Below are 11,852 nucleotides of genomic sequence, written 5' to 3' on the forward strand. Positions count from 1 at the left end.
TCGACGTTGACGTTCCATTCGACACCTCCGGGCTCAACGAGCCTACTACAGGTGTCCACTCATTCGGAGGAGGTTCACACCGTCAGTTACCGATGTAACGGAGCAGTGCGTCGATGGCGTCGTTGAAGGGTTATAGCTAGCGGCTCTCATTGGTGTATTGAGTCTGGCGGCATCTCTCGTGTTGGCGCCGCGCCGGAACCGCTAGTCAGCTGCGGAGCTCGGTCGCGCAGGTCCTGTTCCCAACGCAGGAGCGTCTCGCCCGCACCGTAGCCCTGAGAGCGCAACCCTTTCAGCACGGTCACCAGACCGTCGTCGAGTTTCTGCTCATAATCGGAAAGGGTTAGGTTCTCGGTCAATGCCTGCGCGTTTGGCTGCTCGGTGAGTTTGTCTAGGAAAGCATCATCGAATCCAGGCACCTCTTCGAGCTTTGAAGACGACTTCAGCCCGGGGCCCCATTTCTCGAAGAAGGTACGCAAGTTGGTCTGACCACTGCCGACGAAGTAACTCAGAAAGGGTCCCAAAACCGGCAGACGCAGTCCGTAGGAGTAACGGACCGCTTCGTCGATCTCCTGTAGGGTGGCCAGATCATCGTGCACGAGCCACAGCGCCTCACGCCACGCCGCCGTCTGCAGTCGGTTCGCAATGAACCCGTCCACCTCTTTGCGCACGAGGAGCGGGTGCATCCCAATTGCCCGGTAGATCTCGGCCGCCCGCGTTAGGTTCTCAGGCGCCGTGCGCTGTCCGGCGCACAGTTCAACCAGCGGCACCAAGTACACTGGGTTGAACGGATGGGCAACGAGCAGGCGCTCGGGGTGCTCCATCTCCGCCTGCAGCAACGATGGCACCAAGCCCGAGGTCGAGGAACAGATCAACGTCCCAGATGCCGCCGCCCGGCTGGCTTCCGCGAGCAGCTGCTGCTTGACTTCCAGGCGCTCCGGCGCGGACTCCAGCACTAGCTCCACGCCTTGCACCGCGTCCGCGACAGACTTCACCACCGTCAGCGACCCCTCGGATGGCAGCGGGACCTGGGTTAATCGCCGATATGCCCGCCGCGCCTTTGCTAACCGCTCCTGTAGACGTTCGACCGCACTAGGCGACCGGCCATAAACCCGCACGTCCACCCCGTTGAGGATAAAGCGTGCGGCCCACCCGCCGCCGATTACGCCGCTGCCCAGCACTCCGACTGCCCGCGGCAGCCTCTCAGAGACGAACGTGGAATTCTCGGACATGAACTTTGGCCTCTCAGGTATGAACATTGACTTTGAGCATCTCGCGCACCTCGTTCGGACTCATCACCCTCACTCCGATGCTCTCGAGAATGTGTATCGCACGCTGCGCAAGCTCGGCGTTGATCCCCAGCCGCCCCGAGAGGTCGAAGTTATCTTTTCCGACCCGCGCGTTCGCGCCCGCCAAGGTGTGGAAGCTGCATCCGCGATGCCCAACCCACCTAGCAGGAGGTGGCCGACCACGGGCGCGGTCGGATTGAGCAACGATCTCACATCCGACTGCACCGGGGGTTCCGCAACGCCCGCCGGCTTTCGCAATCGCGCGCATATGAACGTGAACCGCAACCACTACGGCTTTGAACGCTGAGCCCGTAATCTGCTCGGTGATCACTGGCAAAAGCGGACTCTTCGGCGCACTCCGCACCATCCTGTGATCGCACAGGTGATGAACACCTCGGATACATTCGTCCCTCTCCTCACTTTGCAAGCTAGACTTGTAGCGAGCCAACAGCTGACGATAACTGTATGAAGTCACCGTTCTTGGATTCCGAGCGTAAAGGGCATCGGCCGATTGAGTAGACAAATTCGAGCGCACTCATTGGGAACTCCTGTCGATATGGCGGCTGCGGGAGCCCCTACCCCTTAGCAATCGCCGTGCCACTCGCGAATCCGTTAGCACGGGGAGGACAAATGCTTGTAACCAGCAGCGTGGTCTTGATATGACGCAGGGATCGTCGGAATTCCGACGTCCCCGTAGCGAACAGGACGTCCAGGGTTTTGAATCCGTGGATTACCAATATTCGGAATCTGACGATTGGCGATGCATTGGTCGATGATGCGCTGATCTTTGGGGCTTCATCGTTGCGAGATGCCGAACAAATCGTCTGCTGTATACGCAAATCGGGCGCAGTCTCGCCAAGCGGTTTCTTCAGAAGCTATTAGTCTTACTACGTCGCAACGGTGCATGGGCCTCGGTTTGGATTGCGCGACACGTACATCTAAGACGCCTAACCAGCGTGCTTGGGAGGTGCCGCCGCACGGTAGGATCGAATTCGGTTGTGCCGCTCGGTTCTGTAAGGCCGGGTGTCATCTGGGTCTATGGGGTCGGAGAACACGGCGTTCACGCCTTCACCGACTTCGGCATCGAAAACCTGATCGAGCTCCTCCCAATGCACAAAGAAAATCCGACTTGGCTCAAGCGCTGGCCGCCCTGACCTTGCCCCCAAGTTTTATCCAGTCCTGAGTTCGTCCCGGCTGTTGGATTTGACCTATTGGGCAGTGTGGCAGCGGCGGGAGCTGGCGCGGAGCCCTCGGCATAGCGCAGCCCCCGCTCCCGGCGCAGGTGGCAGGTGGCAGGTGAAAGCGAACTCGGACGGCGTCTTCCATCCGAGTTGCGAGTGTGGTCGTGCCTCGTTGTAATCGGCCCGCCAGCATCCGGGCGCGACACGAGCCGAGGCCAGCGAAGTGAACAGCGTCTCGTTCAGCAATTCGTCTCGGAGCCGGCCATTGAAGCTTTCGATGAAGGCATTCTGCGTCGGCTTGCCGGGCGCGATGTACTGCCAGGCGACGCGGCTCTGATCGGCCCATGTCAGGATGGCGTTGCTGGTCAATTCGGTGCCGTTGTCGCTGACCACCATTTTGGGCTTGCCGCGCTCGATAATCAGCCGGTCCAGCTCCCGCGCCACCCGAGAGCCCGACAGCGAGGCATCGGCCACCAACGCCAGGCACTCGCGCGTGCACTCGTCGACCACGGTCAGGATGCGGAAGCGGCGGCCGTCGGTGAGCTGATCCGAGACGAAGTCGAGCGACCAGCCGTCAGCAGAAGGGAGCTCGACCTCGCCACGTTCGGCAAGCTTCGGATAGGCGTTGTAGCCGATGGAGTGGACGCCCCCGACGGCATCGATTGTGCCAAAGTGCGAGTGTTGAAACCCGGTAAGGAGGACGTCCGTGGACGAGGTTAGCATCATTGGTTTGGATTTGGCCGAGAACGTGTTTCAGATCCACGGCGCGGGACATGATGGAAGGATGATCCTGCGTAAAAGCTCAACCGCAGCAGATTGCTCGAGTTTTTCGCCAAGTTGCCAAGGTGTGTGGTCGCAATGGAAGCCTGCGCCAGCGCCCACTATTGGGGACAGGAGATCGGTAAATTTGGGCACGATGTCCGGCTGATCCATCCATCCTACGTGAAGCCCTTTGTTAAGCGTCAGAAGAACGATGCAGCGGATGCGGAAGCGATCGCTGAAGCCGCGTCTCGACCAACGATGCGCTTTGTCGGCGTCAAGAGCGCCGAGAAACAAGCCTCTTCCATGGCATTCAAGGTTCGTGATCTCTTAGTTCGACAGCGTACACGGGCGATTAACGCTTTGCGCGGACATCTTGCGGAATACGGCTTGATCGTTGCTCAGGGCGTGAGACGTATTCCCCGCTTGGATGAGCTCTTAGCAAATATCCGGACCTGCCCGGTCTTGCTCGTGGCCTTTGCCAGAAACTCTTGAAGCATGTGGAAGCTCTGTCGGAGCAGATAGTAGCACTGGAGAAGGGACTTCGGATGCGCGCTAGAAAGGACGAGGTCGCCTCCCGCTTAATGGCTATTCCGGGGATCGAGGCAATCTGCGCCACAGCGATAGAGGCCTTGGCGCCCTCGGCGGAGACCTTTTCCAAGGGGCGTGATTTTGCGGCCTGGATTGGTCTCACGCCCAAACAGAGTTCTTCCGGAGGCAAGGACAGGCTTGGCAAAATCTCCAGGATGGGCCGGCGTGTCGCGCGGCGATCAGGATGGAAGAGCGCGTCAATCAAGGTGAGAGACTTTCGCCGGGCTCGTGACGAAGGGAGGGCGTAGCCCGACCGGAGTTATGAGCCCGGCGTCGGCGCGATCCGCGAGGGACCGCGCCGACTGGTGATCGCGCCCGGCAGGTTATGCAAGTGGTTCTTCCGCCAAGAGGAATCACTCGCTTGCCCGGCCGACACATCACAGATCACCAAATGAGGCTCTACATGAAGTACCGTCAGACCGATAGCCCGCCAGTGGCGGCGGCCAAGGCATCATTCAGTGCGTCGACCGCTTATCGGATCGAGAGAGATCCCCGAGTTCCATCGCAAAAGAAGGCTCCCCGCGGCCGGCGACGACCGGACCCGTTGAGCGAGGTATTCGAGACCGAGATCGTTCCGATCCTGAAGTCGGCACCTGGCTTACGCCCGGCGGCGGTCTTCGAGGAGATGCTCCGACGTCATCCTGATCTCGGCACCGGTATCCTTCGTACCCTGGAACGTCGTATCCGTGCCTAGCGGGCGATCCACGGCGAGGAGCAGGAGGTAATCTTCCGCCAGATCCATGAGCCTGGTCAGCTCGGCCTCTCCGACTTCACAGACATGGGCGAGTTGGGTGTTACGATCGCGGGCGCACCGCTGGATCATCGTCTCTATCACTTCCGTTTGGCCTATTGCGGCTTCGAGCACGCCCACGTCGTGCTTGGCGGCGAGAGCTTCGTTGCCCTGGCCGAAGGCTTGCAGAATGCCCTCTGGTCGCTCGGTGGGGCGCCGCGGGAGCATCGGACCGACAGCCTGTCGGCCGCATTCTGCAATCTCGATCGCGATGCCCGGGATGATCTGACGCAGCGATACGAGGCCCTTTGTGCCCATTACGGCATGCGGCCTTCCCGCAACAATCGAGGTGTCGCCCACGAGAATGGCTCGATCGAAGGGCCCCACGGTCATCTCAAGCGAGCCATCGCGGACACCTTGCTGCTGCGCGGAACTGTCGACCTCGACGATCTTGCCACCTATCGCGGCTTCATCGACGAGATCGTCAGCACGCAATGCCCTCAACGCCAGGCGGATCGATAGCGAGCGCGTGGTATTGCAGGAGCTGCCCGATCGCCGCACCTCCGACTACGAAGAGGTGATCGTCCGCGTGACGTCTTCGGGCGGCTTCACCCTGAGCAAGGTGTTCTACACGGTCCCATCGCGCTGATCGGTCACCGGCTGCGGGCACGGCTCTACGACGATCACCTCGACGTGTTCATCGGTGGTACGCATCTCCTTACCTTGCCGCGCGGGCGGCCGCATCCCAACGGCAAGTACGACCAGATCGTCGATTTATCGGCACGTGATCCATTCCCTGCGGCGCAAGCCAATGGCGCTTCTCAATCTGGTCTATCGGGACAGGCTGTTCCCGCGCGAGGCCTATCGGAGAACGTTCGATCGATTGCGCGAGCGCTTACCGGACAAGAAGGCCTGCCGGATCATGGTCGATCTCCTCGCGCTCGCTCATGAGCGCGGCTGCGAGGCCGAGCTCGCCGATCAGCTCACGGCCGACCTTGACGCCGGCCGACTGCCCGAACTCAACCGGCTGCGCGCTCACTTCGCTCCTGACCCCGCCCACCTGCCAAACGTCGTGGTGCAGCTCGCGCCGCTTGCCACCTACGAAAGCCTCATTGGGACCGCCGAGACCGGAGGTGCCGCATGAGCGTGGCCAACACCGTTGATACCGCGCGCCTCAATCTGTTGCTCAACGAGCTCCGTCTGCCAGCCATCAAGGTGCTGTGGGCGCAATTTGCCGAGCAATCCGACAAGGAAGGTTGGCCGGCGGCCCGCTTCCTCGCCACCATTGCCGAGCACGAGATCGCCGAACGCGGTCGCCGGCGCACCGAACGCCATCTCGTCGAGGCCAGGCTGCCAGCCGGGAAGACCTTCGACAGCTTCGACTTCGAGGTCGCGCCGATGATCTCGAAGGCGCAGGTGATGGCGCTCGCCGCCGGTGACAGCTGGCTGGGCAAGGGCGCCAATTTGCTCCTGTTCGGGCCGCCCGGCGGCGGCAAGAGCCACTTGGCCGCAGCTATCGGCCTGACCCTCATCGAGAACGGATGGCGGGTCCTCTTCACCCGCACCACCGATCTCGTGCAAAAGCTCCAGCTGGCTCGCCGCGAGCTTAACCTCGAGGCCGCCATCAACCGCCTTGATCGCTTCGATCTCCTGATTCTCGATGATCTTGCCTACGTCACCGCCATCGATCGTCTCGTTCACCACGCCACCATCGTTGAGATGAACGTCGAGAGCTGTCGCAGACGCACCGCGCTCGACCGAAAACGCGGTCCGGGACGGCCGACCTCGCACGGGACACCCAAAACCGTCGCTGATTGACGCTCCGCGACATTCAGAGTTCAACAAAACTCTTGCGCACGACAATCTCCGCGGCAATCATTACTTCGCCGCGACACCGACTCGCCATCCAGATTGCCGCGCCTTCCCATCCAGATCGACGCGCTACACCGGCGAGATCTCCGACGCCTCCTTGTGCTTGGTGCGACCGCCGTCGTACGATGGGCAAGACGATATGGATCGCCAGCAGGATCCTGGCTGGCGAGAATGCTCTCGAAGAAGCCTCCAAAGCTGATTGCCGTCGCTCTAGCGAACACATTGGCGCGTATCGCTTGGGCCTTGATGGTCCGCGGTGGCGTTTACCAAGCTCCAGCGTCTGGTGCTGCGTAACGCAGGGCCAGAAGCCGAGAGACGTCGGGAATGTGGTAAGGTCTAACGGAGGATTATGGGCAATCGGTCAGGGACTAGGATTGGAAGAATCAACAGGTCGATGAGTGCCAGAGAGCACGCGTAGCCGAATTGGATCCAATCCACGCATTCCATAAGGGCCCGCGACGTGTAGAGGTCGCATCACGAGGCCGGACACACGTCAGCACCCGACCACATGCCTGTTCCGAAGTTAGATTTTGCTTGCATTTACTGGGGCGTCCACACACATCGACCTGCAGGACGCCCTTGAAGCCGGCAAGATGGCTGAACAGCCGCTCCGCTTGGCGGTCGGGGGCATAAACATAGGCGATGCCGGGCGGATCGAGCCCGCCCCGAGGCCTGTCGCCGGCGGCATAGGCCCAGAGCTGGCCGGTCTTGGTGCGCCCTCGACCGGGATCGAGCAGCGGCACCGTCGTCTCGTCGGCGAACAGCTTGGACCTTGCCCGAAGCGCCGTAAGAAGGTGCTCGTGCAGCGGGCGCAGATGGAAGGCGGCATGCCCAACCCAGTCCGCCAGTGTCGATCGATCGAGAGCGATACCCTGGCGGGCATAGATCTGGGCCTGCCGGTAGAGCGGCAGATGATCGGTTGCCTCGGTCGGCAGCCCACCTTCGATCAAGCGGGCCGGAGCCTCGGCCTGCAGGACGCTATCTTCGCAGGCGCGGCAGGCGTATTTGGGACGCCGGGTGACGACAATGCGGAACTGCGCCGGCACCATGTCCAGCCGCTCGCTCTTGTCCTCGCCGATCCGGTGCAACTCGCCCTGGCAGCAGGGGCAGGTCTTGTCGCCGATGTCGACGACGACCTCGATCCGCGGCAGATGCGTCGGTAGTGCTCCGCGATTGTTGCGGCGCTTGCGTGCCCGTTCGGCCCGGCCTTCCGGAGCTGTCTCGTCTTGGCTGGCTTCCGTACAGGCCGCAACCTGTTGGACGTCCTCGAGACCGAGCAGCATCTGCTCCTCGGGAAGCGATTCTGCCTTCCGGCCAAAGCGAAGACGCTGCAGCTCTTTGATGATCTGGCGCAGCCGCTCGCTCTCGTGCCGCTCGGCCAGCAGCACCGCCTTCAGCGTTTCGGGATTATCAGGAAGGTTATCGCCCACAGGCAAATCTGAGCATATTCGCGCCCACCTGACGACGTACTCGATGCCCCTGATTCACTTCGCCGCAGCGCGGCCCACAGTTATCCGGCTTGCGTCGGGACGACCGTCTCCCGTGCCGCGTGGACACGCCGCCAATCAAGCCCTTCGAGCAGAACGCATCACGCCATCCTCGATCTTCGGCCAGCGGAAGATGCCTTCCTCGAGCCGCCGGGCACAAACCTGTACCATCCCAGAAGATTAAACAGCACCCGAGAACGGATCGGCCTTCATGTGCCCGCGTACCAACATAGCAAGCCCCTCCATTCCCTTGCGGAAGTCGACCGGCTTGGTTGCCACCATTACCCGGACAGTTCCGGACGGGCCGATCACCGGCTTGCCTTCAGCGCATGGACGATTGCCGCAATCATCGCCACGTCCGCGCCTCGGCCGACCCCGGATCGTGACGCCCTCGGCTTCGATCTCGATGCCCCCGGCATCGCAACGGCGAGCCCGAACATCCGGCTTGGCCTTGGGTCGCGCTGTCTTGCGCCCGCCAGGTGAACACTTGTTGTGGGCTCAGCCCGTGCCGCCGGGCAATCTCGGAAACGACCGCGCCGGGTACCCGCGTCTCCTCGACGATCCGGGCCTTGTCGTCCTTGGAGAACCAAAGACGGCGTCCCGTCTCCGTGATCACTTCCAGCCGGCGCGCCGTCACGTCCGACCTAAGCGTATGGTCAAGCATAGACACAAGCCGATCCCTTCAAAGAGATCGTGAAACTCGCCTGTCCCAGGTGCCGCGAGAAGGTGGGAGCGGAACGACGCTCTGATGTCCGCTGTCAAGGATTAGAACGCAGAGGAGCGTCCGACCGTCGATCGGCTGTTCATGGAGGTGGTCGTGCATAGGTGGAGGCGGAACCGAAGGACGTCCGTGATCAAGCTCTGATGCGCGGATTGGCTACCGCATTCCCGATTTACGTCCGAGGTCGGCTCCTATCTTACTGCGGGCGTCGGCGCTCTTGCCGGCCACAAAGCATCGGCGCGCATTCCCTCTGCCGTGGTCCCGCCTCCGCCCATGCACGAATGATGAGAAGAGCGCCTAATCAGGCTGCGTGCACCTGCCTGGCGACCGCCCACATGAACCCAACCAGTTCACGGGCGATAGCAGCGCAGACCACCGTCGCTCGTTTGCCGCGCGCAGCCAGCTTCCGGTAGCGGGCCGTCAAGCGGCTCTGTGCCTTCCAAGCAATCTCTCGCACTGCCGGCGACGTCTGCTCGAGCCGGTATAGCTTTGTCTTGCCGATCTTCGGCGGGTGTCGATATGTCCAGGCGCTCTCGACCAACATGTGGCGAACACGGCCGTTGTCGGCCTTCGTGATGCCACCACGCCTAACGGACTCGCCCGTCGATCGCTCGCTTGGCGCCAGGCCAAGGTACCCCATAATTTGACGTGGGCTCTCAAAACGGCTCACTTCGCCAACCTCGGTCGCGAATGTCACCGCGACGATCAGATCGACGCCGCGCAATGTTTGAAGCGCCCGCACGAGCGGCTCCAAGGACCAAGCCGAGACGAACTCTTCGAGGTGCGGCCGTGCTTGAGCATGAAGGCGCTCACCTGTTGCCGGTGAACCCGCAGCGCCTCAATCGCTGCCGCTCGCGTACGAACGAGATCCCGCATCGCCTCGTGGCCTTCATCGGTACCGCCGTCAGCTCGCCAGCGCGTAGCAGCCGCGCGAGAGAAACGGCGTCCCGGCGGTTCGCCTTCACCCGATCGCCCGGCTTTCTTGGGATCAGCGATGGCGCCACCACCGTGCATTGGTGGCCGAGCGACCGGATCAGGCGATAGAGGCCATAACCGGTCGGGCCGGCTTCATAACAGAAATGCACGCGGTCGAACCGATTGGCGATCCGCGCTATGAGGCGACCCATGTTGGTTGCCGAAGCGTCGACCTCGCCGAAGAAGCGAACTTCCCCCTCCCGGCCTGCCTCCGCAATCGCGATGGCGTTCTTCCGCTTGGCCACATCGATTCCGATGAATGCTTCCTTATAATCTGCCACGGCTCGTCCTCCTGTGATGAAGATCGGCTCGGTCCGCCCGAGCAACCCTCGGACGCGCAGTGTAGGGCGAGCCACCTCATCCGCAGAGGCGGACATACGGTCTTACGTTTCAGCCGCGTGTTCTCATCCTCGAGCGTCTTCAGCCGCTTGGTCTCCGAGACCTCCAGCCCACCGAACTTGGCCTTCCATTTGTAGATGCTGGCGTCGCTGACGCCATGCTTGCGGCACAGATCGGCGGCCGACACGCCGGCCTCATGCTCCTTCAAGATCTCGATGATCCGCTCTTCCGTAAAGCGGCTGCGCTTCATGCTCTGGTCCTTGTCGTGGGCCAGAACGAACTTCAAACTGGATTAAGCCGCGGGGCAAGGTCAGCCCCAATAATCCAATCAGCCTGCGGCCTACGCCTGATGTGTACCACCCCGGCTTCCAGCGCGGCATCTTCGCTGCTTTGTCCTGCAGCCACAGCTCGACAGAAACTTCTCTGTTCATCCCGTCCAGGCATATGCAGTTGTCCTGGCGATGGTAATAGCGCTCGTCCAGGCCGTGTCGATCGCCGCGTTCGAATGCTCATTGCAACCTCCAACTCCAGAGTGTTGCGCGACCGCTTGAATCAGGTCAGTATCTAACGAATATCGCGCCGCCCTTGCAACTGCTAACCTTCGCGCATCGATAATGCCGCAAGGCCGACGGCTACGACGATACTCCGATGGAACTCTTCTTGCATACCCTCAAAACCGAGTTCGTTTATCAGTACCAAATCGGTGCCGAGGCCCAGCGCGATATCTTCCCTTTCATCAAGGGCTTCTGCAATCGAACCTGGCTCTATTCAGCGATCATATATCGACCCCGATCGAGACGGAACTAAAAGCCGCTTAAACTCGTCCGCTTTCGTAAAAGATCATGAGTCGGCCCCCGGGAAGTATTTCGCCCTCCAATATTTGGCGATCTTAGTAGCAACTTTGGTCCTCTGAAGTCTGAACCGCCCCGGGATTGCCGGAGGCTCCAACTCTTGAGAAGGTGGAGCCCTTATGAGCAAGACGATGAACAAGTTTTCACCCGAGGTCCGGGCTCGTGCGGTTCGGCTGGTTCTGGATCGCGCCAGCGAGCACCCGTCGCGCTGGGCGGCGGTGACCTCCATTGCGGCCAAGATCGGCTGCACGCCGCAGACGCTGCATGACTGGGTCAAGAGGGTCGAGGTCGACAGCGGGCAGCGAGCCGGCGTTCCGACCGACATGGCCGAGAAGCTGAAGGCCCTCGAGCGGGAGAACCGGGAGCTTCGGCAGGCCAACGAAATCCTGCGCAAGGCGAGCACTTATTTTGCGACGGCGGAACTCGACCGCCGGTCCAAGCCATGATCGCCTTCATCGATGAGCATCGTGGGGCGCATGGGGTCGAGCCGATCCGCAAGGTCTTGCCGATCGCCCCCTCGACCTACCATGCCCATGTCGCCAAGCGGCACGATCCGGCCAAGCTGTCGGCGCGCGCCAGGCAGGATGCTGCCCTGAAGGTCGAGGTTCGGCGGGTGTTCGATCAGAACTTCTCCGTCTACGGCGTGCGCAAGGTCTGGCGGCAACTCAAGCGCGAAGGCTTCGATGTTGCCCGTTGCACGGTGTCGCGATTGATGCGGGACATGGGTTTGCAGGGGGTCATCCGCGGCAAGCCCGTCAAGACCACGATCAGCGACAACGCTGCGCCATGCCCGCTGGATCACGTCAACCGCCAGTTCAAGGCGGCAAGGCCGAATGTTCTGTGGCTCTCCGACTTCACCTATGTCGCGACCTGGACCGGCTTCGTCTATGTCGCCTTCGTCATCGACGCCTATGCCCGCAGGATCGTGGGCTGGCGGGCCTCGCGCACGGCGCATGCCGGCTTCGTGCTCGACGCGCTGGAGCAGGCCCTGCATGATCGACGCCCTGTCCATCGCGGCGGCCTCGTGCACCATAGCGACAGGGGCAGCCAATACGTCTCT

General features: G+C 61.7%; 4 protein-coding genes, 9 pseudogenes and 1 other annotated feature. Of the genes and pseudogenes, 6 read left to right on the forward strand and 7 right to left on the reverse strand.

The features are described from left to right. Positions 1–146: 146 nt before the first annotated feature. Entirely contained in the window at positions 147–1,229 is a 1,083-nt protein-coding gene (locus RAD10_RS41140) for a 3-hydroxyacyl-CoA dehydrogenase NAD-binding domain-containing protein (protein ID WP_461621933.1), read from the reverse strand. On the opposite strand from RAD10_RS41140, the gene RAD10_RS41145 reads away from it, so the two are divergent. Next, on the forward strand, positions 1,213–1,593 hold the full coding sequence (locus tag RAD10_RS41145; RefSeq protein WP_461621934.1) for a hypothetical protein: 381 nt from the start codon (positions 1,213–1,215) through the stop codon (positions 1,591–1,593). The two genes, RAD10_RS41140 and RAD10_RS41145, sit on opposite strands and share 17 nt — an antisense overlap. A 994-nt stretch (positions 1,594–2,587) precedes the next feature. Here the strand turns inward: RAD10_RS41145 and RAD10_RS41150 are convergent. Continuing rightward, positions 2,588–3,043 (reverse strand): annotated as a pseudogene (locus RAD10_RS41150) (integrase core domain-containing protein); the annotation flags it as partial. Positions 3,044–3,173: 130 nt separating this feature from the next. Here RAD10_RS41150 and RAD10_RS41155 point away from each other — a divergent pair. The 4 genes and pseudogenes from RAD10_RS41155 to RAD10_RS41170 all read left to right on the forward strand — a co-directional run. Continuing rightward, a pseudogene (locus tag RAD10_RS41155) lies at positions 3,174–3,635 on the forward strand (IS110 family RNA-guided transposase); the annotation flags it as partial. Between the two features lie 151 nt (positions 3,636–3,786). After that, positions 3,787–4,065: pseudogene (locus RAD10_RS41160) on the forward strand (transposase); the annotation flags it as partial. Between the two features lie 113 nt (positions 4,066–4,178). Then, positions 4,179–5,691: pseudogene (gene istA / locus RAD10_RS41165) on the forward strand (IS21 family transposase). Next, complete coding sequence (locus RAD10_RS41170) at positions 5,688–6,365, forward strand: ATP-binding protein (RefSeq protein WP_461621935.1); 678 nt, start codon at positions 5,688–5,690, stop codon at positions 6,363–6,365. Before istA ends, RAD10_RS41170 begins: the two are co-directional and overlap by 4 nt. 614 nt (positions 6,366–6,979) lie before the next feature. Here RAD10_RS41170 and tnpC read toward each other — a convergent pair. The 5 genes and pseudogenes from tnpC to RAD10_RS41195 form a co-directional block, all read right to left on the reverse strand. After that, positions 6,980–7,855 (reverse strand): annotated as a pseudogene (tnpC, locus tag RAD10_RS41175) (IS66 family transposase); the annotation flags it as partial. Between the two features lie 74 nt (positions 7,856–7,929). Beyond that, positions 7,930–8,218, reverse strand: a pseudogene (gene tnpB, locus RAD10_RS41180) (IS66 family insertion sequence element accessory protein TnpB). A 34-nt stretch (positions 8,219–8,252) separates the two neighbouring features. Further along, positions 8,253–8,570: a transposase gene (locus RAD10_RS41185; RefSeq protein ID WP_461621936.1), complete on the reverse strand. Its 318-nt coding sequence runs from the start codon at positions 8,568–8,570 to the stop codon at positions 8,253–8,255. Between the two features lie 358 nt (positions 8,571–8,928). Then, a pseudogene (locus RAD10_RS41190) lies at positions 8,929–9,883 on the reverse strand (IS110 family transposase). 104 nt (positions 9,884–9,987) lie between these two features. Next, positions 9,988–10,191, reverse strand: a pseudogene (locus tag RAD10_RS41195) (transposase); the annotation flags it as partial. 720 nt (positions 10,192–10,911) lie between these two features. Between RAD10_RS41195 and RAD10_RS41200 the strand changes: the two are divergent. Then, positions 10,912–11,852 (forward strand): annotated as a pseudogene (locus RAD10_RS41200) (IS3 family transposase); the annotation flags it as partial. Continuing rightward, positions 11,193–11,309 (forward strand) — a sequence feature (AL1L pseudoknot). (Overlaps the previous pseudogene by 117 nt.)

This window comes from Bradyrhizobium sp. 23AC (assembly GCF_054863025.1).

Excerpts from the sequence above, each read along its gene's own strand:
- RAD10_RS41185 (WP_461621936.1), bottom strand. The coding sequence starts at position 8,570 with ATGCTTGACCATACGCTTAGGTCGGACGTGACGGCGCGCCGGCTGGAA.
- RAD10_RS41140 (WP_461621933.1), bottom strand. The coding sequence starts at position 1,229 with ATGTCCGAGAATTCCACGTTCGTCTCTGAGAGGCTGCCGCGGGCAGTC.
- RAD10_RS41170 (WP_461621935.1), top strand. The coding sequence starts at position 5,688 with ATGAGCGTGGCCAACACCGTTGATACCGCGCGCCTCAATCTGTTGCTC.